Raw genomic sequence first — 21040 nt, forward strand, 5'->3', positions numbered from 1 at the left:
GGTTATACTCTTAAGTCAACGCCCATCGCCAGCAGGGCCAGCAGCACAATGCCCAGCGCAATGCGGTAATAGCCAAACATCTTGAAGCCGTACTTTGTAAGGAAGCTGATAAAGAAACGTATCGCGAGCATGGCCACCACAAAGGCCACAAAATTACCGATCAGCAGCAGCCTCACGTCGTTTGGGTGGATTACCTCAAAGCTGTTCTGGATTTTTACGAGGTCGAAGCTGATCAGGTCTGAGATCTCCAGTTTCAGCAGGTCGGTCACAAATTTATATCCCCCGGCGGCCAGCATGGTGGGCACCGCCAGAAAAAAAGAGAACTCTGCGGCTGTCTTCCGATCCACGCCCTGTGCCATGCCACCAATGATGGAGGCCGCCGAACGCGAGACACCTGGAATCATGGCGATGCACTGGAAAAATCCGATCACAAGCGCATTTCTATAGGTAACGGTCTGTCCGTCCGCATGCTTGAACCACTTGTCGACGAACAGCAGCACGACGCCGCCCACTACCAGCATCACAGCCGTCAGGGCCACGCTTTCCAGCATGGCATCCACCACGTCGTTCAGGGCAAAGCCGATGACGGCGGCGGGCAGAAAGGCCAGCAGCAGTTTTTTATAGAAATCGAAGCTCTGCAGAAAACGGCGCCAGTACAGCACCACCACCGACAGGATGGCCCCGAACTGTATGTTTACTTCGAAGATTTTGGTGATGGGGAGCTCGTTGATGCCCATCAGGCTGGCGGCGATAATCATGTGCCCGGTAGAGGAAACAGGCAGGAACTCGGTCAGACCCTCTACAATGGCTAAGATGATAGCCTGTATTACACTCATTTATTTATGCGTTTTGTCTTTTGCCAGAATGGCGAAGATTTCGACAACGAAGCCAGCCAGCACAACCAGCGGGCCCAGCGTGATGCCCAGGAAGCCCAGTCCGTACTGCTCGTCGTCCATGGTCATGATGGTGAAGCCAACGGCCAGCACCGCAATGCCTACCAGCATCAGGATATAGTTTTTCCTGCCGAAGGCGAGGTTTGGTTTATTTTCTTCCATGTTAGTATAGTTCGTCAAGTGACAGGCGAAGGTATTTGCGGATGGCCCGGTAAGAACTCAGGAATCCGATGATCAACCCGATAACGACCAAAGCCGCCATCAGGATATAAGTCTGCTCGTCGTCGCGCAGCAACTGTAGCTCCGTCACCTCGTGGTACGCGTACTGCATCAGGGCAAAAAGCAGGGCAGAGGCAATCAAACCACTCACTACGCCCTGCCAGGCGGCCCGGTTCAGGAAGGGGCGCTGGATGAAGAAGGAGGTAGCCCCCACCAGCTGCATGCTCCGGATAAGGAAACGCTGCGAGAACAGCGCCAGTTTGATGGTGTTGTTGATGAGGATGATGACCACCAGCACCAGGATAGCGGCAAATGACAGCAGCACGAGGCTGATTTTCTGGATGTTGCTGTTGATGGACTCAATCAGGCTCTCCACGTACTGCACCTCATATACCCCGTCCACATCCTCCAGGTCCAACCTGATGCTCTTCAACTCCGGGGAGCTGGAGTGGTCGGCGTCTATCCGGAGCACATAGGCGTCGCGGAGCGGGTTGTCGCCCAGAAACTCCATGAAATCCTCCCCGGTCTCGTCCAGGAAAGCCTTTGCTCCTTCCTCTTTGGATATAAAGCGGACCTGCGCCGCGTTGTCTTTGTAGGCGATGTATTCTTTTGCGGCAAATATTTTCTCCAGGCGCTCCAACTGCACCTCCGTCAGGTTGCGGTCCAGGTACACCTGCATCTCAATACTCTCCTTCACCTTCTCCGACAGCTTGCCAGCATGGATGAGCAGGAGCCCGAACAGGCCGATCACAAAAAGAGCCAGCGAAATGCTGAACACCACCATCGTGTGCGGGTAATTGCCGAGATTCTTCTTTTTGATGTGTTTTACCTTTGTCGCCATACCTGAAGCCTTCCGACGCAAAATTAGAAATATATTTTATATATGAGGTAAAGAGGCCCGGTGAAAAGGCGTGGCTTTCAAAGTAACCGGAGGGTGCAGCCGCTACAGTTCCAGCCGCGGGTCCGAGTCGAGGATGATTCGGTCGCGCTGCAGCTCCCTTTCGCGCTGCCGCTCCTGCCGCCTGTTGCTGATAAACAACTCCCGGAAAGAGTCGAAGCGCTTGGTATGGAGCACGCTGATGCTCTGTACCTTGCGGATGCGCCCTGTGTAGATGTCGGGCGTGGTGCTGTACTGGAGCCTGGCACGCAACTCCCCGCTCTGGGATATATAGTAGTCGAGCGTCCAGTCGCCTATATAGGAGGAGGTGCTGCCGCCGGCATCTTCATTCACGCCGCCGAAGCCCGTTTCATTCGTCAGCCGCAGGCGGCCGTTGAAAAACGAGTAGCTGAGGCGCAGCTGCAGTGAGGCCAGTTGCTCCTGCCCGATGCCGTCCAGGCCGATGTCTACTTCCAGGTTGCTGTCGATGGAGCTGAAGAGGTTGTTCAGCTGGCTGGAGAGCAGGCTTCCCAAGCTGCCGCCCACCGCGCTGGCGCCCACCCGGCTGTCGAAGGCAAGCGAGCCCGTCGGGGAGAGCCGCTGCAGCACCAGCAGGCTGAACACCTGGCGGTTGAGCTCGCTCTCGTCGTTGTTGATGAGGCTGATCTGGCTTTCCACCTCCTGCGAGGAGGAGGCCGCATTCTGCTCCTGCAGCCGTAGCCCCAGCTTTACCTGCGGCGAGAGTAGTGCCCCGGTCAACTGGATGACGGCCGTAACCGGGTAGCGGCGCTGGCTGGCGTTGGTCGCCTGGATGAGCGTTTCAAGAGAGGCCATCTGCGTGTAGGTAGCCGTGATGTTCATCTGGCCGTTCACCGGGTCGCCGTTCCAGGAGATGGTGCCGCCCGGCACGACATCAAACTCCCGCGTTATCAGGCCCTCCAGCAGGTTCAGGTTGTAGGCTCCCTGCGTGATCTCGAAAGTGCCGTACATGTTAAAGTCCCCGCGCGTGTCAATCGTCATCCGGATGTCGCCGTTGCCAGAGCCCCGGATCACATCGCCGGTCGTGCGGTCAATGATGATTTCAAAGTAGGCCTCGTCCGTCACGTCCAGCTCAAAGTTCATGTTGATGCCCGACAGGTCGATGCGATCCTCCAGGGCCACTTCTACCTCCGCGCTGTCGCTCCGGGCATTGTTCACGAACTTGATGAAATCCTTCCGGGCCACATCCGTCTGATAGTCGAGGGGCAGCACGATGCGCGTGTTCGCCTCGCTGCGGGCGTCCACATTAATGTTCAGGTTCTCGACCGGGCCCAGCACGCTGGCGGTGCCGGTGGCGAAGGCAGTGCCGTAAAACAATTCATTCTGCGCCTCGCTTGTGTTTAGCACCATAAAGTTGCGGTAGCGCGCCTCCAGGTCAATCACCATGTTTTTGAAGCCGTCGTGCGCAATGCCCCCGGTGATGGATGCGCTGTTGCCATATATATCCTTCAGTTCGGCGTTCCGGAAGCTGATGCTGTTCGCCCCGAAGTATACCCGGTCCGAGAACTGGTAGGTGGTATTCAGGTAGTCGAACGTAAACTGGCCGTTGTTTACCATCACCGAGCCCTTCAGCACGGGGTAATCCAGCCTGCCCAGAATGCGGATGCGGCCCTCCATCGCGCCCTCCAGATCGGAGAAGAGGGTTTTCAGCACGGGCTCCACCAGCTTTATGTTCGCTTGGTCCATCACGGCCAGCAGGTCCAGTTGGTCCTCCTCTGCCTTTGGGTTGTAGTTGCCGGACACCGTCAGCACTTTCCTGCCTTCCCGCTCAATGCCAATGTCTACCTCCGCTAACTTGCTGGCCTCGCTCCAGTCTGTCTCGCCCACCACGTTGCCTATATATACCTGGTCGAGGAAGAAAGAGTCGACCTGCATGGCGGCGGCCAGCAGCGAACGGTCATATATGTCCTGCGCCACCAGCTCGGCCGTCACCTCCCCGGCAATGGACATCGAGAGGAGCGGGTTCAGGTTGTCAAGCTCGAAGTTTTCCACGTTCAGCACCAGCTTGCTGTCAGGCTCGTCCGAAACCGTCCCTTCAGCCTTTATGATCTGGTCCTGGTTGGTGAGGGCAAAGTTTTCGAACACGAGCTTGCGGCCGTTCTCGCTTATATATAAGGTGTTGCCCGGCACAAAGGCCCAGGGGTTTTGCTGCAGCGTGATGTTGGACTGGTCGAACACGATCTGCAGCTGGTCCTGCAGGAAGTTCAGGTCGCCGGTAATCACCGCCAGGTTGTTCTTTTCCGGCTGCCGCGCCGCCGTGGCAAAGTTGATGGTGCGCTCGCTCCAGATGCCCTCCACATAAAAATCCTGTGTCTCACCGGCGGAGGGCAGCTCCTGCCGCTGGGAAGTGAACTGGGCGGCCGCCAGCACGTCCGGGTTGTTTTGCAGCTTCGAGGTGTTCAGTTCCACCTTGTTGCCATATAGCCTGTAGTCGCTGTACAGGATGGTGTCGATGTCGGCGTACATGGACAGGATGACGGCGGGGCCGTGCCGGAAGGAGCCCTCCACCTTCGAGAAGTCAGAGATCCGAAGCTCAGGCAGGAACAGGCCCAGGAGCGGGTTCACGTGTTTCAGGTCCAGCTCGTACGAAACGGCATATTCATCTTCTGCTGCGCCTGGCTTGCGGCTGTAATAAGCGGCCGTTGCCGCCGGGTTGCTCTCAAAATTCAGTTTATACTCCTGCACCAGCGCCTCCAGGTCGCTGATCAGTGTGGTATAGTCGAAGTTGCCGTTCACGCGCAGCGCCAGCAGGTTGGAGTTCAGGTACAGGCTGCGGTTTTCTGCCCCCACCTCCGACTGGATGAGCAGCGAGTCTATGGCCAGCGTCTCTCCATTGTAGGCCACCAGCGCACTGTCGAAACTGGCGGTTCCCTCGAAGGTGTCCAGGCGAAGGCCCTCAAAGTCGAAGTTCGCTTTGCCGCTGACCACCACCGGCTCCGTCGTCAACTTCAGCGCCTGCAGGTTCACGCGATTCAAATCAGCCACCATGTTGAACGCCCGTTTGCCGTCCGCCAGATTCACTTCGCCGTCGGCCGAGAAAATTAGGTTGGGGTCGTTGATGGCTATCTCTCCCGTGAACGTCTGGTGGCGGAGGGTGCCGTTTGCCTTGATGTTCCGGTAATTGTAATCCAGCAGTTGCACCTGCTGGACGGTGGCGTCCAGCTTCAGGTTGGCGTCCCGCAGCGTGAAGCCGGAGCCCTGCAACTTCCCGCTCATGTAGATGCGCCCGATCTGATCCTCTGCGTTCAGCAGCCTGCCCAGGTTAAAGCCGTTGGTGTTCACGTAGCCGCTGTAGGAGGCGCGGGTGTTATCGTCAATTTTCAGGTTGATGTCGGACTGCACGTTTCCCAGCGCCGTCTTGAAGTTGCCGTTGGCCACAAAGTCGTTGTAAAACCCTAGGAAGCGGCCCTCCAGGTTTACCGTGCCGAGCCGGGAGGCCATGGCATAGGCGTCCTGGGGCAGGAACTGTTTCAGGTCGCGGGAATTGATGGAGGAGGGCTTGAGGCGGAGACTGGCAAAGGTCTCTTTGAAGTTAGGCAGCCCATCGGCGTTGATGCTGCCCACAAGATGCGTGTTTTCGCCGTAGGCCACGTCCACATTTTTGGCCGAGAAATTCTTCACCTTTCCCTTTATATCCAGGCTGTTAATCGTCAGGCTTTCATCATACTCGCGCAGGGGAGAGGCAAAGGTGGCAATGTCTTTAGAGTAGAGGCGGGAGTCGTGCAGCTTGCCGGTCACTGTCACACTGTCGATAAAGTGCGAAAAGTCGCCGAAGGTGCTGTAGTCGAACCGGACGTACTCCTGCAGGTTGCTCTTGTTCAGCTGCAGGTCCAGCTCGTCCCACTCCCAGAAGGTGGGGGCGTAGGTCATGCGGGTGTCCAGGTTGTGAAGTTGTGTATTGGAGCGCGTTTCGGTGGCGGTAAGGTCCGTCACCCGCACCTGCAGCGTGTCTTCCAGCTGCAGTTCGCTGAAGCTCCCCGAGATGCTGTCGAAGGTTATATGGGCGTAGTCGATGCCGTGTGCCGCGCGGGGCTTGTTGAAGTCGTCGTAGGCGAAGCGCCCATTCTGGACGATTAGCTCGTTCAGTTCGAAGTGGAAAGGTTCGGCGGGTTTGGTGGTATCCTTCACGAAGAGCTCACCCAGCGCGTCTATAAACCTGCTCAGGTTCAGCGAGTCTGTCCCTGCATATATAGCGAAGTTGGCGCGCGGCTGCTGCAGCGTCAGCCTGTCGATGGACAGGGAATTGGGGTCGAAGATAGAGAAGGCGTCTATATCGGCCTCCGCTTTTCCTATATAGATAAGCTCATTGTCGCGGTAGTCCAGCACTTTCACCTGCTCCAGCACCACGTTGCTGAAAAACGCAATGTCCACGCGGCCGATGGTCACCTCGTGGCCCAGGGCATCAGAGAGGTAGGCCGCAATTTCCTGCGCCACCTTCGTCTGCACTCCCGGGAAGCGAATGGCCACAAAAACGGCGGCAAACAGCAGCAAAAGGAACAGGAAGAGCCCTAAGGCTATTTTTAGAATAGCTTTTCCTATAACTTTGAAGTAATTTGTTGCCTGTTCCTTTTCCAAAAGATGACTGTACCTACGATTTTAGCAATCGAATCTTCCTGCGACGAAACCTCCGCCGCCGTGATACGCGGCGGCAAGGTGCTCTCGAACGTGGTGGCCACGCAGGCCATTCACGAACTATATGGCGGGGTGGTCCCGGAACTTGCCTCCAGGGCCCACCAGCAAAACATCATACCGGTGGTGACACAGGCTTTGCGTAAGGCAAATGTAGCAAAAAATGAGCTCAATGCGGTGGCTTTCACACGCGGGCCCGGCCTGCTGGGCGCCCTGCTGGTGGGTTGCTCATTTGCCAAGTCATTCGCGCTCGGGCTGGGCATCCCGCTCATCGAAGTGAACCATATGCAGGCCCATATCCTGGCGCACTTTATCGAAGAGCCAAAACCCGCTTTCCCCTTCCTGTGCCTGACCGTGAGCGGCGGCCACACCATGATTGTACTTGTCAGGGATTACCTGGATATGCAAATCCTCGGCCAAACTACCGATGATGCCGTGGGGGAGGCCTTCGATAAAATAGGGAAGATGCTGGGCCTGCCTTACCCCGGCGGGCCGATGCTGGACAAAACCGCCTCCCAGGGCAACCCGGATGCCTTTCAGTTTCCGGTGGGGAACATGCCAGGATATAGTTACTCGTTCAGTGGCATCAAAACGTCGGTGCTTTACTTCCTCCGGGACAAAACGAAAGAGGATGCCGGTTTCGTGCAGAACAACATGGCGGATATATGCGCCAGCGTACAGAAAACGCTCATCAGGACACTGCTGAAGAAGCTGGTGCAGGCTTCGCAGGATTTAGGGATAAACGAAATTGCGATTGCGGGCGGCGTCTCTGCCAACTCCGGTCTGCGCCGCACGCTGCAGGAGTACGCGGGGAAGCACAGTTGGAGCGTCTATATACCCGCTTTTCAGTATTGCACCGATAATGCAGGCATGATAGCCATATCCGCTCATTACCAATATCTTAAAGAGGACTTCGCCTCCCAGTACGTAAGCCCAGAGCCACGGCTGAAGATTGGTTGATAGCTGGTTGTTGATTGGTGATTGTTGGAGGTTGTAGGTAGATGGCTTAATCGTTAAAAAGTTAAATTGCTGAAACTCAACTATGGAAATTAATTTACTGTGAGCATATATAGGTGAAACAGCCATTCAACAATCAACAACAATCACCAATCAACAACCAAACATGCCAAAGCCCGGCGACACCCGTACGTATACAAAGCACGTAACAGCAGCAGACTTCGCTGCCTTTGCGGACGGCGTGGTGCATCGGGTGTGTTCCACGTTCTCGCTGGCGCAGGCCGCAGAATGGGCTGGGCGCTTGTTTATGCTGGAACTGAAAGGGGAGGATGAGGAAGGGATTGGCACCTATATAAACATCAGACATATAGCCCCGGCCTTTGAGCATGAAGCCCTGGCGGTGACGGCTACTTTGAAGCAGCATGCGGGGCATATGGTCATCTGCTCGTTCACGGCGAGAGTGGGGGAGCGGCTGGTGGCGGAAGGCGAGACAGGTCAGAAAATTTTGAAGAAAGATAAATTAGCCCAACTTTTGGCGCCCAGACAAGGATAAATGGCAAAAGAAAAAGACAGGATACAGAAGCACGTTAATATTTTTAACCGCAAGGCCTCTTTCGAGTACCAGTTTCTGGAGAAGTACACGGCGGGCGTCATGCTGCAGGGCACCGAGATTAAGTCCATCCGCGAGGGCAAGGTGAACCTGCAGGACGGGTACTGTGTGTTTCAGCGGGACGAACTGTGGCTGCACAACGTACACATCGCCACCTACACCGAGGGCACGCACTACAACCACGAGCCCACCCGCCCCCGCAAGCTGCTGCTGAACAAAAGGGAGCTGCGCAAACTCGCGGCAGGGGCGCAGGAGCAGGGCGTCACCATCATCCCCATCCGGGTGTTCATTTCCGACAGGGGCTTTGCCAAAGTAGAGATTGCGATGGCCAAGGGCAAAAAGCTGTACGACAAGCGGCAGGACATCAAGGAAAAAGACATCAAACGTGAAATGGACCGGAGCGGCTATTAACTAATTGTGAATGAGTGATGGAGTGAATGTGTGAATTTTAAATGTATGTTTTTGCAAAAAACTGTGTAGCTTCATCCAGAGGAAACCTGCAACTTAATTTTGCTTTGCCTTTTATTTTAATGCCCCATTCACTCCATCACTCATTCACTCAATCAAAATTCTAAAAACATTGGACTACGGAATAGGTATGTTGAGCCTGGTGCCGATGCGCGCCGAAACCTCCGACAAGGCGGAACTGGTCACGCAGTTGCTGTTCGGCGAGTGCTACGAGGTGGTGGCGCAGGAGGGCAATTGGCTGCAGCTGCAGCTGGCCAGCGACGGTTACCGCGGCTGGGTTGATGTTAAGCAGCACACACCCGTCTCGGCTGAATATTTTAAAGAGTGGCGGCGTGCGCCGCACCCTCGGGTGACGGACCTGGTGCAGGTGGTGCAGAAAGGCGATGCGCGGATTCCGGTGGGCGCAGGAAGCTACCTGCCTTTTTTCGACGGTGAAAGTTTACGCATCAGCGGAGAGCAATTCACTTATGCCGGCAACGCCTCCAGCACCGAAGTGCTGCCCACGCAGGAGCAACTGACAGAGGCGGCGCGCGGCTTCCTGAAAGCGCCCTACCTCTGGGGCGGTAAGTCAGTTTTCGGCATAGACTGTTCCGGCTTGATGCAGCAGGTGTATGGCATCTGCGGTTACCAGCTCCCCCGCGACGCCTCGCAGCAGGTGGCTTACGGCGAGGAGGTGCATTTCGTGGAGCAGGCCCTTCCGGGGGATATGGCCTTCTTCTCAAACGGCGAGGGCCGCATCGTGCATGTGGGCATGCTGCTGGCGGACCAGAAAATCATCCACGCCCACGGCGAGGTACGCATCGACAGGTTGGACCACAACGGGATATATAATAACAGCCAGAAAAAGTACTCACACCAGCTGCGCATCATCAAACGAATTTTGCACTGAGCGACAGCCGATTACTTTGAACATACGTAATAATTAGTTAGTTTATACCGTACATACCGAACTGTGTTCACCTGTACGGACATGAAAGACAAAGTACTCATCCTCAACCAAGACTTCAGTGCCATTGCTGTCTGCTCTGTGCATAAGGCGTTTCTTTTGGTGTACCTCGACAAGGCCGAGATGGTCTCGAAAGCAGATCAGGCATTCTTACGGACCATTTCCACGACCTATCCCGTCCCCTCCGTTATCCGGCTGCAGCGCTATGTGCGTGTGCCCTACTATGGCATCGCCCTGAGCCGCCACAACGTGATGCGGCGCGACAGCTACAGCTGCCAGTACTGCGGTGCGGCCAAAAACCTGACGCTCGACCACCTGATGCCGCGCTCCAGGGGCGGCGAAACCATCTGGCAGAATCTGGTGACCGCCTGCTCGCGCTGCAACTCCCGCAAAGGCGACCGCACGCCGGAAGAGGCGGGCCTCAAACTCAAGCGGCAGCCAAGCCGCCCCTCGCTGCTCACTTTCCTGCAACTGCACCTCAGCACCTCTAACCAGGATTGGCGCACCTACCTCGGCGTAGAGAACTGAAGTATGATTAAAAGCCATACTGCATCTGATAAAGGATAACATGCTGGTTGTTATAGTATATATAGGTTAGGTGTGGGTTCAAGGTATTCCATATATGGTGCGAGCGTCCCCGCTCTTGTCTGCCTTCCCACGGCCTCCGACCGCCCCTATATAGCCCAGACTGCTGTACCGGAAACGCATCAGTTTCAGACCGCAGCTTAGCCACTGCCCGGGCCATGTATAAATCCAGCGTATATAAACTCAACCTATATATAAACTCAACCTATATATAAACTTAGCCTATATATAATTGCAGCTCATATAAGCAGCGGGCCGGAGCTATAGGATAGGAGACATGAGCCAAGACGCTCGCGCCATATATACTTGTTTTCTGAGGGAGGCAAAATGAAGCCTGCGTAACGTCAGCTATAATTTGTTGTGAGGCAGCCAGCGCCTTCATCCTACAGGGCCAACCATGAAGTCATCGCAAGGCCTGTAAGCACAACCAGGTTGATACAAGCCGCTCATTTCAATATATTTAGCCTAAAATAACAGACAGGCGTTAAACAGCTCAGTAAAAGGAGCTAACAATGCGAGTGGGTGTAGCATGTCTCAGGATATTTTCTTAGTTTTGCCTTTCATTCGGTTGAATGGGTTCCGGAAACGTTTCCGGGAGATGTCAAATTAAACCAAACCAGCCCATTGCTCTAAGCTGGTGGCTTCTCCAGAGCAGTAAAAAATATGAGTAATTCTCCGGATAATTTTGATTGGGACAAAATTGAGTCCCAGGGTTTCGGTTCAGGCTACAGTAAAGCTGAGAAAGCCGAAATGGAACAAATGTATGGCGACACCCTGACTACCGTACAGGAGCAGGAGGTTGTGAAAGGAACCGTGGTGGGCATCACTGACCGTGACGTGATCCTGAACATCGGTTTCAAATCTGACGGCCTGGTGCCTGTTTCAGAATTCAGGGACCTGCCTGACCTGAAAGTGGGTGACGAGGTCGAAGTGTTTATCGAGGACCAGGAAGACCCGAACGGCCAGCTTATCCTGTCGCGCAAGAAGGCGAAGATCGTGAGCGCCTGGGCCCGTATTTACGACGCGCTTGAGAATGACAACATTCTGGACGGCGTGGTGAAGAGAAGAACAAAAGGCGGTCTCATCATGGACATCCACGGTGTGGAGGCCTTCCTGCCAGGTTCACAGATAGACGTGAAGCCAATCCGTGACTTCGACGTGTTTGTGGGCAAGAAGATGGAAGTGAAAGTGGTGAAAATCAACGCCGCTTTCGACAACGTGGTTGTATCGCACAAAGTGCTGATCGAGAAAGACCTGGAGCAGCAGCGTGCCGCCATCCTGAACAACCTGGAGAAAGGCCAGGTACTGGAAGGCGTTATCAAGAACATGACAAACTTCGGTGTGTTCATCGACCTTGGTGGCGTAGACGGCCTGTTGCACATCACTGATATCTCCTGGGGACGCATCAACCACCCGGAGGAAGTATTGCAGCTTGACCAGAAAGTGAACGTGGTGGTTCTTGACTTTGATGAAGACAAGAAGCGTATCTCGCTGGGCATGAAGCAGCTGACGCCGCACCCATGGGATGCGTTGCCTGCTGAAATCGAGGTGGGCTCTAAAGTGGAAGGCCGCATCGTGAATGTAGCTGACTATGGCGCGTTCCTGGAACTGATGCCGGGCGTAGAGGGCCTGATCCACGTTTCAGAGATGAGCTGGTCGCAGCACCTGCGCAACCCACAGGACTTCATCAAGCAGGGAGACCAGGTGCAGGCAGTTGTGCTGACACTGGACCGACAGGAGCGCAAAATGTCGCTTGGCATTAAGCAGCTGACAGAAGACCCGTGGACGAAAGAAGATGTACTGACGAAATATGCCGTGGGCACCAAGCACACCGGTATCGTTCGCAACCTGACAAACTTCGGCCTGTTCCTGGAACTGGAAGAAGGCGTGGACGGCCTGGTACACGTATCGGACCTGAGCTGGACGAAGAAGATCAAGCATCCGTCGGAGTTTGTAAAAGTTGGTGAGAACCTGGACGTAGTCGTGCTGGAGCTGGATGTTCCGAACAGAAGACTGGCGCTGGGCCACAAGCAACTGGAAGAGAACCCATGGGATACGTTTGAGTCTGTGTTCAACATCGGTTCCGTTCACAAAGCCACTGTGCTGGACAAGTCTGACAGAGGCGCTACGCTGGAGCTGCCCTATGGCATCGAAGGTTTCGCATTCCCGAAAGGACTTCAGAAGGAAGACGGTTCTCAGGTGGAAGCCGGCGAGAGCCTTGACTTCAGGGTAACTGAGTTCTCGAAAGAGGACCGCAAAATTATCCTTTCGCATACAGCTTCTCACTCTGAGGTTGAGTCTTCAAGAGCTGCCAGAGCGACGAAGAAAGCCGCTTCTGGTGCTGCTGCAGGTGGCGACAAGAAAGACAAAGCCCCTAAAGTTCAGAAGGAGGCGGATCGCTCCACACTTGGCGACCTGGATGCCCTGTCTGCCCTGAAAGAGCAGATGCTGGAGAATGAGAAAGAGGCTGGCGTGAAGAAGTTGGAGGCTGCTGCCAAGAAGTCAGAAGCTGCTAACGAGGACGAGTCTGCTGAAGACGAGAACAACGCGTAAGCTTTAAGCTGGATATAGTGGAGAAGGCCCCGGGAAACCGGGGCCTTCTTTGTTTTTGGGTAAAAAACTGCCACCATAGTTTGACAAGTATGTTTTTCTATGTATGTTTGCACTCCCATTAAGCAACAGGGTAACGTGGCCGAGTGGCTAGGCTCAGCTCTGCAAAAGCTGCTACAGCGGTTCGAATCCGCTCGTTACCTCAAACCCCTGCTAAGTTTACTTAGCAGGGGTTTTTGTTTCCATGCCATATATAGCCAGTTTTCCTACCAGCTCCTCAAAAGGTTATAGAGGGGATATCAGGTAAGCTTCGGTACCTGTCGGTAGTAATCTTTAGCACCTGCTTCCGTACACTAGTTTATGGAAAAGGATTGAGCCGGGCCGCCTGAGCCTGTTTCGCCTCCCGGCTTTTGAGGTGCCTGTGGATTCTGCACACAATGTGGGGGCACGAACGCCGCAGGGGAATACATCAGCAGCCTTGACGTAAGCAGGAGAGTGGGTGTTTCAGGACCGGCGGGTGCTGGTGGAGTAAGTTTCCGGCAGACAGGTTGTATATGGCGCACCATTGGCCAGCTATATATGGCTGTAAATCAGAAGCCATAAAAAAGGCCCTGCACATAGCAGGGCCTTTTTTATGTAGTGGTGATGCGTTCTTCTACTTAAGCGTAAACGTTGTTTTGCCGATCAGGTAGTCATCCGCGTAAAGCTCGATGGTGTGCTGGCCCTTTTTGTAGGCGGCGTTTTTGTTGTACGTGAAGCTCAGTTGCTGCTGGGTGTTATCGAAAACAAAGTCGCGCTTGGCCGTGTAGTACATGTCTTCGCCATCAATCTGGAACGAGCCGGAGCCGGTGGCCAGGTTGTAAAGCGCCGCGCCGTCCGGTTCGATCAGGCGCATATATACCGTCTTGGGCTCTTTGGCTGCCACATCGTTCTTTGCCAGGTTAAACTCCACCCGGATCTTCTCCACGCGCCGGGCGCGGAACTCGTTGTCGTTGTCGTCCTTCTCTTTGCCGCGCTGGTTGATGATGTTCACTTTCAGGTCCTGCGCCTCCAGCCGCGAGGCCAGCTTCACTTTCTCGCTCAGGTCCTGGTTGGTGCTCTTTACCGTCGTGAGGCTGTCCGCAAGCTGCGTCTGGGTGGTCTTCAGGTTCGTGTTCTCCGTGAACAGCACCTCGTTGTCCGCCTTCAGTTGCGCGATTTCCTCGTCCTTCTGCTTCAACTGCTGCTCAAAGGCGGAGGCTCTGTCGCGGAAGCGGCGCTGGTCGGCCAGGCTGTAGCTTCGCTTGCGGAAGCCGCGCAACTCTTCCAGATCAGCAGAAATAGCCGCAATCTGACTGTCGAGGGAGTCATTCTCAAGGCCCATGGCCTGCAGTTCCTGGCTCTGGCGCTCGAAGTCGGCCTTCAGCGCCTCATATACCTTTATCTGGTCCTCCAACTCCGTGTTCTTCACGCGGATAATCTCGGCCTGTTCTTCCGTCTTCTCTTTTTTCTGATAGTTCATGTAAATCAGAATGCCGTTGATGCTGATCAGGACGACAAGCAGTCCTCCAATCAGAAGCTTCCTGTTGCTTCGGTTTTCAGGGGTGTTAGCTGACATATAGTAGTTTTAGTTGTGGTTCAGTTCATTTGGTGTGTATATCCGATAATCTAATAGCACCGTAGCATGAGCAAGTATCAAATATAAAGCTTTTGCTTAATTAATCTAAGAGGATGAAGGAACAATTTGATGCCGCCTACTGGCAGCAGCGTTACCAAAGCGGCCACACCGGCTGGGACACCGGAGGAATAACGACACCGCTGAAAGAATATTTTGACCAGTTGCAGGACAGGCACCTCCGCATCCTGATTCCGGGCTGTGGCCATGCCTACGAGGCGGAATATCTGCATGGGCTGGGTTTTGACCAGGTATATGTAGCCGATGTGGCCGAGGCGCCGCTGCAGCATTTTGCCAGCCGCGTGCCCGGCTTCCCGAAAGACCACCTGCTGCAGCAGGATTTCTTCTCCTTGCAGGGCGCGTATGACCTGCTGGTGGAGCAGACCTTCTTCTGCGCACTCGACCCGACGCTGCGGCCAGCCTATGCCCAGCAGTGCGCAGCCCTGCTAAAGCCGGGAGGAAAACTGATGGGGCTCCTGTTCGACACTGATTTTGCACAGGCGGGGCCACCCTTCGGCGGCAGCCGGGAAGGGTACAGAAAATTTTTCGATCCCTACTTCAATTTCCTGCATTTTGAGCGGGCATATAACTCCATCCCGCCGCGGCAGGGGCATGAGTTGTTTATGCTGCTGCAGAAGAAGCACGGCCTTCTTTGAAAGTAAACAGAAGCATATATAAAAGGGAGGTAGCTGACTGCCTAAACAATTCGGAATTCGTAATTGAAACCCTACCTTTGCCTTATGCCATGTATAAAAGGATAGAATGATGTTTGATATACCGAAACTGAAGCACACGGACAGCGGGAACTTCTTCCTGATGGCCGGGCCCTGCGCCATCGAAGGCGAGGAGATGGCCCTGCGCATTGCGGAGCGCCTGAAAGAACTGACAGACAGCCTGCAGGTGCCCTGGATATTCAAGGGCTCCTACCGCAAGGCCAACCGCTCGCGCCTTGATTCTTTCACCGGCATCGGGGATGAGAAGGCGCTGCGCATTTTGCAGAAGGTGAGCCGGGAGTTTGAGGTGCCCACCGTGACGGACATCCACGAGACAGCGGAGGCTGCGATGGCCGCCGAGTACGTGGATGTGCTGCAGATACCGGCGTTCCTGTGCCGCCAGACCGACCTGCTGGTGGCCGCCGCCGAAACAGGCAAGGTGGTGAACATCAAGAAAGGGCAGTTTTTGTCAGGGGCCGCCATGCGCTTTGCCGTGGAGAAAATTCAGGATTCGGGGAATCAGAAAGTTATACTCACTGACAGGGGCAACTCCTTCGGCTACTCCGACCTGGTGGTGGACTTTAGAAACCTGCCGGAAATGAAAGCTCTTGGCGTGCCGGTAGTGATGGATGTGACCCATTCGCTGCAGCAGCCGAACCAAAGCTCCGGCGTTACAGGCGGCAAACCAGCATTGATCGAAACTATCGCCAAAGCGGCCATCGCCGTTGGTGCTGACGGCCTGTTCATTGAAACGCACCCGCAGCCCAGCATCGCCAAATCAGACGGGGCCAACATGCTGCCGCTCGACCAGTTGGAGGAACTCCTGAAAAAGCTCATCCGCATCCGGCAGGCTATTGCATAGAAAAAGGAATTTTTGACAAAGGACAGAAGATTCCTATATAAATCTTCTGTCCTTTGTCAAAAATGTAAGGTGAAATGCTCTTTGGGTTGGGTGGTGCGGAAGAAGACGAGGCCGACAAAGAACAAATCGACAGTCTGCATGACCTGCGGGTGCTGCTTTATTTCCCGCCACGCCCGCTTCATCTCCCCCGACCAGTAGATATCGTCCATCACAAACACGCTGTGCTCGTGGTGCTTTGCCAGGCAGCTTTGGAAATAGCGCATGGTGGGGGCGTAGCGGTGGTTGCCGTCGAAGAAGGCGAAATCCAGCTGCTGGACCTGCTGCAGTTGCTGTTCCAGCGTGTCGTCCAGGTTGCCCTCCACCAGGCCTATATGGCCAAGGCCGAGTTGCCGGAAATTCTCCCTTGCCACCTCGGCGATGTTGGGACACCCCTCAAATGTATATATAGCCGCCTCTTTCCGGGCCTCGCCTATATAGGCGGTGGTGATGCCCAGTGATGTTCCTAGCTCAAAAACAGTGTTTGGCTGAAAGTGGTTGACCAGCCGGAACAGCAACTGCCCGTATTTCAAAGGCTTGGCCGAGGTGCGCGCAATGTCCCTGACTTTCCGCTTCCTGTAGTTGATGGTCCTGGAGCCGGCTCCTAGGTCTGTTACCTTCAGCTGGCGTTCGTCCTGCAGCAGTTGCAGGCGCAGCGTTTCTACGCGGGTGTAGGCGGGATAGTAGCCCGTGTGCAGCAGCACGTGGTGGTACAGGTCGAAGATAAAAGGGGAGTGGACGCCATGCAGTTTAAAGGCTCTCGCCCGGTACAGCAGGTAATCAACAGCTAGTTGGATGGGTGGCACAAATGGAAGTATATGGCTTCAGAGGGTGGTTTATATATAAACAGGAGGCGACCCGGCAGCATGAGTAATGGCCCCGCGCCTTCGCTTATATATGGCTCCGGGTGTTTAGTTGAGTTTATAGGGCACCACTAAGGTAAATTCAGGAATGGTGACATGAAACTGGCGGCCGTCTATCAGGCGCTCCATCAGGTAAGTTCCGCGCATCTTGCCGATGCCGGTCTTCAGGTTGCAGCCCGAGACGTACTCATGCATCTCGCCGGGCTCCAGCACGGGCTGCTGGCCTACTACGCCCTCGCCCTCTACCTCGCGCACCACGCCTGTGGCATCGTGTATGTGCCAGTGGCGGCGCAGCAGCTTCACCGTGAACTCGCTGTGGTTCTCTATCCGGATTTTGTAGGCAAAAACGAAGTGTTGCTGCACCGGGCTCGAGTAGTCGGGCAGGTAATTGGCCGTAACCGTAATTTTGACACCTTCTGTTGTTTTTGTATCCATGACCCAGCGATTTTTGTATACGTAGATACCCATGCGGCGGCGGCCCGTTGCCGCATCGGCAGCAGAGGCTTTATCCTAACCTAATTTTAAGACAGCATGCTTGTAAAGATAGAAGAAAGCTGGCAAAATGTACTGCAAGATGAATTTGAAAAGCCGTATTTCAAAAATCTTGTATCTTTTGTTAAAGACGAATACACCTCGCAAAAAGTTTATCCGGCGGGCGCACAAATCTTTAACGCTTTTGCCAAGTGCCCTTTTGACAAGGTGAAGGTGGTGATATTGGGGCAGGACCCGTACCACGGCCCGAACCAGGCCAACGGCCTCGCGTTCTCCGTGAGCGACCAGGTGCGCATCCCGCCCTCGCTGCTGAATATTTTTAAGGAAATAAAGGACGACCTCGGCAAAGACTTGCCCGCCACCGGCAACCTGGAGCGGTGGGCAGAACAGGGCGTGCTGCTGCTGAACGCCACCCTCACGGTGCGGGCCGCCACTGCCGGGTCGCACCAGAAGAAAGGCTGGGAGGAGTTTACGGATGCCGTGGTGCAGAAAGTGAACGACCTGAAGGAGCACGTGGTGTTTATGCTGTGGGGTGCCTACGCCCAAAAAAAAGGCGCTTTCATAGACGAACGCAAGCACCTGGTGCTGAAAGCGGCGCACCCGTCGCCCTTTGCCGCAGACAGGGGCTTCTTCGGATCGCACCACTTCAGCAAGGCCAACAAGTACCTGCAGGAGCACGGCAAGGAACCTATCGACTGGTAGCAGGTAGCACGACACAGGACTTCTTTGTCGCCTTCAATTTAGGGAGTGTGATGCCTCTACGGAGTGTGTTTGTCCGGTTACCTATATATGGAGCCCGGTTATATATGGCTGCCGGTAAGGCATCCTTTCACTCGAAAATTTTTAAAATTCATATGTTGACGATATACCACAACACCCGTTGCAGCAAGAGCCGCCAAACCTTAGACCTGCTGCACGACGCGGGGCAGGAGGTAGAGGTGGTGGAGTACCTGAAAACGCCGCCTACTGCCGCGCAGCTTAAGGCGATTTTGCAGAAACTGGGTATGAGGCCGGAGCAACTGCTTCGGAAGGGGGAGGCGCTGTACAAGGAAAACTACAAAGGCAAAACCATGACGGATGAGGAGTGGATAGAGGTGATGGTGGAGCACCCTGTGCTTATAGAACGTCCCATAGTGGTAAAAGACGATACAGCCGTGTTGGGGCGTCCGCCGGAAAACGTGCTGCGCCTGCTATAGGCCTGTCTTCCTGAGTTCCTCATCAGGAAGGCTGCGCCGTGTCCACCCATATAGAATTCAGGCCTCGGTTTACTCACGTGCTTGCTACGTTCCTCCTTCGGAGGTGCAGGGGGCGGTGAGTAATTTGCAATGCAACACAAATCGCGTCATGGAAATAAATGTGAAGCTGTATATATAAGTGTTTTGCTTTCTTGTGAAAAGAGAAAAAGGGAACAGCCTTTGTTTTTCTGCACAAAGGAATATACCAGTAAAGCCTTTTCAGCCTGAAAAGACTTTACTGGTAAATAGCCGGAAAGATTCCATGGAGCCTAATTGCCTGTAACAGCACTACCGGCAGAAGGCAGGACGGCTATTGCTCCGGTCGGGGATGCTCAGATATGGAGTACGCTGTTGTCGCTGCCAAACTCATTCGGGCGCTGTTCGTCTGCCTCCGGCTCGTTTGTCCATTCAGCGTTGTCTATCCGGTATCTGAATTCGTGCTGGGTGTTCTTGGGGAGCGTTGTTTCGTAGGTAAAAACACCTCCCTTTTTCCTGTTCATCGCACGGGGCGTCTCCCAGTCGTTGTTCAGGCCCAGGATTTCAACCGTTTCGGCATTCTCAGCGTTCACCGTGAACTTAACCTTGCAATAGTCTTTCGTTTTAGGACAGGTTTTCTGTATCATCTTCTTTATATTCTATTTTAAATTTAAATATATAATTTATATAGATTACAACAAATAACTGCCTGTCATTTATATAGATTAGACCTGCAGGTTTAAATATTGACAGCTATACTTAGAGAAGCAGTTCCGGAACATATATAGCTGACCTCAGGGCCTTTATAATAGTAGCTTCTACGTTAAAGCATGAATTTGGGCTAACAGCCAGCGCAAAAGGAATTTTGAAGCGCATGCAGGCGCTGCCTTACACACGAGGCTTTAAAATAAATTGTGTTCCTGTTGCACCTCCCGTGTACCTGCTGATTCCTATTTCATTCTCCACGGCTGTCTCCTGATCGCGCCTGATGAAGTGCCGCTTGGAGACAACCGGATGATCTGCCGGTGGTGCAGCGCAAGAGTAACTTTTCCAGATAAAGCCACAGCCGGAAACTTTTTCAGGACGATGAACAATAGATGGTGTACCACCGCAAACTCGCCAACAGGCCCGACTGGCTGTATTTGAGTACATAGAGGGTTCTCCAACCAGCAATGTAGACACACGGCGCTGCTTTATGATACGCTTTGCCAGCAGGATGAATGGCTATGCGAACAAGGTTTTGCAGCCTGAAAAGGGCTCCAGTAAAAGATTGCAATTCCACCTTAGGCCTTCTTCCTGCACCTGTTTGGCTACGGCATCCTGCCAGGGAGATACAACGGTAAAAGGTATAGACAATTCGTCTGCACATTGGTATAAATACCCCGTATAAGCAGCATGCATCCAAGTGCAGCCTCCCGCCGTTATACTGTCCGGATATAGCTTAGACTTTGGGTCAGGCAACAAGGATATCACACAACCATACACTATTTTAAAGCAATACTTATGAAATGGCAGGGCAGAAGAAAAAGCGGCAACATAGAAGACCGCAGGGGGCAATCAGCAGGAGGCTTCGGAGGAGGCAGAGGGTTCAGTCCGATGCTGCTTGTGCCTTTGTTCCGGCTCCTCTTCTCGAAAGTGGGGCTGATTATCGTGGCGGTGCTGGTGGCGCTCATGTTCTTGACCGGAACCAACCCCATCGCACTCCTGCAGCAGTTCCTGGGCGGGGAGCCGCAGTATGCACAGTCTACCGACTACCGGCCCAACCCGGAGGAGCAGGCGCTTGCCGACCAGACGGCCGTGGTGCTGGCAGACACCGAGGATGTGTGGAACAAGATATTAGAAGGATACCGGGAACCCACCCTGGTGCTTTTCTCGGGGCAGGTAAACTCGGCCTGTGGGCTTGCTTCTGCAGCTTCAGGGCCGTTTTACTGCCCCGGCGATGAAAAACTGTACATCGACCTGAGCTTTTTTGAAGAAATGGAACACAAACTGGGTGCTGCAGGAGATTTTGCGCAGGCCTATGTGGTAGGCCATGAGGTGGGGCACCATGTGCAGAAACTCACAGGTACCATGGAGCAGGTAAACGCGATGCGGGGCCAGCTATCCGAGGCGGAATTTAACAAACTGATGGTAAGGGTAGAGCTGCAGGCTGATTTCTACGCCGGAGTCTGGGCGCATCATACCCAAAGGGCCACAGGATTTATGGAGCCCGGCGACCTGGAAGAAGCCCTGAACGCGGCAAGTGCCATCGGCGATGACCGCCTCCAAAAGCAAGCCACCGGAAGGGTAGTGCCAGACTCCTTCACGCACGGCACCTCAGCCCAGCGGGTCCGCTGGTTCAGAAAAGGCTACGAGACAGGCGACGTGTCGCAGGGCGATACCTTCAACGCAACACAGCTATAGCTCAACAGCCTGGCAGCCATATATAAATATGAA

General features: G+C 54.3%; 19 protein-coding genes and 1 tRNA gene. 12 read left to right on the top strand and 8 right to left on the bottom strand.

What is annotated here, in order from left to right; genetic code table 11:
• Positions 1-2: 2 nt before the first annotated feature.
• The 4 genes from GSQ62_RS19895 to GSQ62_RS19910 form a co-directional block, all read right to left on the bottom strand.
• Positions 3-836 (bottom strand): undecaprenyl-diphosphate phosphatase, encoded by an 834-nt coding sequence (locus GSQ62_RS19895; protein ID WP_161891125.1) that lies wholly within the window; start codon positions 834-836, stop codon positions 3-5.
• On the bottom strand, positions 837-1055 hold the full coding sequence (locus tag GSQ62_RS19900) for a DUF3098 domain-containing protein (RefSeq protein WP_161891126.1): 219 nt from the start codon (positions 1053-1055) through the stop codon (positions 837-839). It lies immediately after the preceding gene.
• Between the two features lies 1 nt (position 1056).
• Positions 1057-1953, bottom strand: coding sequence for a cell division protein FtsX (locus GSQ62_RS19905; RefSeq protein WP_161891127.1), 897 nt, complete (start codon positions 1951-1953; stop codon positions 1057-1059).
• Between the two features lie 102 nt (positions 1954-2055).
• A complete protein-coding gene (locus GSQ62_RS19910) occupies positions 2056-6603 on the bottom strand; it encodes a translocation/assembly module TamB domain-containing protein (RefSeq protein WP_161891128.1) in 4548 nt (1515 codons plus the stop codon).
• A 3-nt stretch (positions 6604-6606) separates the two neighbouring features.
• On the opposite strand from GSQ62_RS19910, the gene tsaD reads away from it, so the two are divergent.
• The 7 genes from tsaD (at position 6607) to GSQ62_RS19945 (ending at position 12976) form a co-directional block, all read left to right on the top strand.
• Positions 6607-7617, top strand: coding sequence for a tRNA (adenosine(37)-N6)-threonylcarbamoyltransferase complex transferase subunit TsaD (tsaD, locus tag GSQ62_RS19915; protein ID WP_161891129.1), 1011 nt, complete (start codon positions 6607-6609; stop codon positions 7615-7617).
• 163 nt (positions 7618-7780) lie between these two features.
• The gene (locus GSQ62_RS19920) at positions 7781-8167 is read left to right on the top strand and encodes a thioesterase family protein (RefSeq protein ID WP_161891130.1); all 387 of its coding nucleotides are present in this window, start codon (positions 7781-7783) and stop codon (positions 8165-8167) included.
• Positions 8168-8635: an SsrA-binding protein SmpB gene (smpB, locus tag GSQ62_RS19925; RefSeq protein WP_161891131.1), complete on the top strand. Its 468-nt coding sequence runs from the start codon at positions 8168-8170 to the stop codon at positions 8633-8635.
• 169 nt (positions 8636-8804) lie between these two features.
• Positions 8805-9581 carry a C40 family peptidase gene (locus GSQ62_RS19930; RefSeq protein ID WP_237586844.1) on the top strand — a complete coding sequence of 259 codons (777 nt, stop codon included), beginning with the start codon at positions 8805-8807 and terminating at the stop codon, positions 9579-9581.
• An 81-nt stretch (positions 9582-9662) separates the two neighbouring features.
• Positions 9663-10166, top strand: a complete 504-nt coding sequence (locus tag GSQ62_RS19935; RefSeq protein WP_161891132.1) for an HNH endonuclease — start codon at positions 9663-9665, stop codon at positions 10164-10166.
• A gap of 720 nt (positions 10167-10886) precedes the next feature.
• A complete protein-coding gene (gene rpsA, locus GSQ62_RS19940; protein ID WP_161891133.1) occupies positions 10887-12776 on the top strand; it encodes a 30S ribosomal protein S1 in 1890 nt (629 codons plus the stop codon).
• A 129-nt stretch (positions 12777-12905) separates the two neighbouring features.
• Positions 12906-12976: transfer RNA gene (locus GSQ62_RS19945), tRNA-Cys, on the top strand.
• A 452-nt stretch (positions 12977-13428) separates the two neighbouring features.
• Here GSQ62_RS19945 and GSQ62_RS19950 read toward each other — a convergent pair.
• Positions 13429-14370, bottom strand: a complete 942-nt coding sequence (locus tag GSQ62_RS19950; RefSeq protein WP_161891134.1) for a hypothetical protein — start codon at positions 14368-14370, stop codon at positions 13429-13431.
• 113 nt (positions 14371-14483) lie between these two features.
• Here GSQ62_RS19950 and GSQ62_RS19955 point away from each other — a divergent pair, with 113 nt between their 5' ends.
• Together GSQ62_RS19955 and kdsA are read left to right on the top strand one after the other, a co-directional pair.
• Positions 14484-15083 (top strand): methyltransferase domain-containing protein, encoded by a 600-nt coding sequence (locus GSQ62_RS19955; protein ID WP_161891135.1) that lies wholly within the window; start codon positions 14484-14486, stop codon positions 15081-15083.
• Between the two features lie 109 nt (positions 15084-15192).
• Positions 15193-16002: a 3-deoxy-8-phosphooctulonate synthase gene (gene kdsA / locus GSQ62_RS19960; protein ID WP_161891545.1), complete on the top strand. Its 810-nt coding sequence runs from the start codon at positions 15193-15195 to the stop codon at positions 16000-16002.
• A gap of 56 nt (positions 16003-16058) precedes the next feature.
• Here the strand turns inward: kdsA and GSQ62_RS19965 are convergent, their stop codons facing one another.
• Entirely contained in the window at positions 16059-16844 is a 786-nt protein-coding gene (locus tag GSQ62_RS19965; protein ID WP_161891136.1) for an O-methyltransferase, read from the bottom strand.
• 105 nt (positions 16845-16949) lie between these two features.
• Positions 16950-17336, bottom strand: coding sequence for a Co2+/Mg2+ efflux protein ApaG (apaG, locus tag GSQ62_RS19970; protein WP_161891137.1), 387 nt, complete (start codon positions 17334-17336; stop codon positions 16950-16952).
• A 96-nt stretch (positions 17337-17432) separates the two neighbouring features.
• Between apaG and ung the strand changes: the two genes are divergently transcribed.
• Positions 17433-18095: a uracil-DNA glycosylase gene (gene ung, locus GSQ62_RS19975; RefSeq protein WP_161891138.1), complete on the top strand. Its 663-nt coding sequence runs from the start codon at positions 17433-17435 to the stop codon at positions 18093-18095.
• 146 nt (positions 18096-18241) lie between these two features.
• Positions 18242-18589, top strand: coding sequence for an arsenate reductase (glutaredoxin) (gene arsC, locus GSQ62_RS19980; protein WP_317164405.1), 348 nt, complete (start codon positions 18242-18244; stop codon positions 18587-18589).
• A gap of 371 nt (positions 18590-18960) precedes the next feature.
• Here arsC and GSQ62_RS19985 read toward each other — a convergent pair whose 3' ends face one another.
• Positions 18961-19251, bottom strand: a complete 291-nt coding sequence (locus tag GSQ62_RS19985) for an isoamylase early set domain-containing protein (RefSeq protein WP_161891140.1) — start codon at positions 19249-19251, stop codon at positions 18961-18963.
• An 856-nt stretch (positions 19252-20107) separates the two neighbouring features.
• On the opposite strand from GSQ62_RS19985, the gene ypfJ reads away from it, so the two are divergent.
• Positions 20108-21007 carry a KPN_02809 family neutral zinc metallopeptidase gene (gene ypfJ / locus GSQ62_RS19990; protein WP_161891141.1) on the top strand — a complete coding sequence of 300 codons (900 nt, stop codon included), beginning with the start codon at positions 20108-20110 and terminating at the stop codon, positions 21005-21007.
• Positions 21008-21040 lie beyond the last annotated feature (33 nt).

The sequence above is a fragment of the Pontibacter russatus genome (assembly GCF_009931655.1).
GTDB lineage: Bacteria > Bacteroidota > Bacteroidia > Cytophagales > Hymenobacteraceae > Pontibacter > Pontibacter russatus.

Excerpts from the sequence above, each read along its gene's own strand:
- GSQ62_RS19895 (WP_161891125.1), bottom strand. The coding sequence starts at position 836 with ATGAGTGTAATACAGGCTATCATCTTAGCCATTGTAGAGGGTCTGACC.
- GSQ62_RS19900 (WP_161891126.1), bottom strand. The coding sequence starts at position 1,055 with ATGGAAGAAAATAAACCAAACCTCGCCTTCGGCAGGAAAAACTATATC.
- GSQ62_RS19905 (WP_161891127.1), bottom strand. The coding sequence starts at position 1,953 with ATGGCGACAAAGGTAAAACACATCAAAAAGAAGAATCTCGGCAATTAC.
- tsaD (WP_161891129.1), top strand. The coding sequence starts at position 6,607 with ATGACTGTACCTACGATTTTAGCAATCGAATCTTCCTGCGACGAAACC.
- GSQ62_RS19920 (WP_161891130.1), top strand. The coding sequence starts at position 7,781 with ATGCCAAAGCCCGGCGACACCCGTACGTATACAAAGCACGTAACAGCA.
- smpB (WP_161891131.1), top strand. The coding sequence starts at position 8,168 with ATGGCAAAAGAAAAAGACAGGATACAGAAGCACGTTAATATTTTTAAC.
- GSQ62_RS19935 (WP_161891132.1), top strand. The coding sequence starts at position 9,663 with ATGAAAGACAAAGTACTCATCCTCAACCAAGACTTCAGTGCCATTGCT.
- rpsA (WP_161891133.1), top strand. The coding sequence starts at position 10,887 with ATGAGTAATTCTCCGGATAATTTTGATTGGGACAAAATTGAGTCCCAG.
- GSQ62_RS19950 (WP_161891134.1), bottom strand. The coding sequence starts at position 14,370 with ATGTCAGCTAACACCCCTGAAAACCGAAGCAACAGGAAGCTTCTGATT.
- GSQ62_RS19955 (WP_161891135.1), top strand. The coding sequence starts at position 14,484 with ATGAAGGAACAATTTGATGCCGCCTACTGGCAGCAGCGTTACCAAAGC.
- kdsA (WP_161891545.1), top strand. The coding sequence starts at position 15,193 with ATGTTTGATATACCGAAACTGAAGCACACGGACAGCGGGAACTTCTTC.
- apaG (WP_161891137.1), bottom strand. The coding sequence starts at position 17,336 with ATGGATACAAAAACAACAGAAGGTGTCAAAATTACGGTTACGGCCAAT.
- ung (WP_161891138.1), top strand. The coding sequence starts at position 17,433 with ATGCTTGTAAAGATAGAAGAAAGCTGGCAAAATGTACTGCAAGATGAA.
- GSQ62_RS19985 (WP_161891140.1), bottom strand. The coding sequence starts at position 19,251 with ATGATACAGAAAACCTGTCCTAAAACGAAAGACTATTGCAAGGTTAAG.
- ypfJ (WP_161891141.1), top strand. The coding sequence starts at position 20,108 with ATGAAATGGCAGGGCAGAAGAAAAAGCGGCAACATAGAAGACCGCAGG.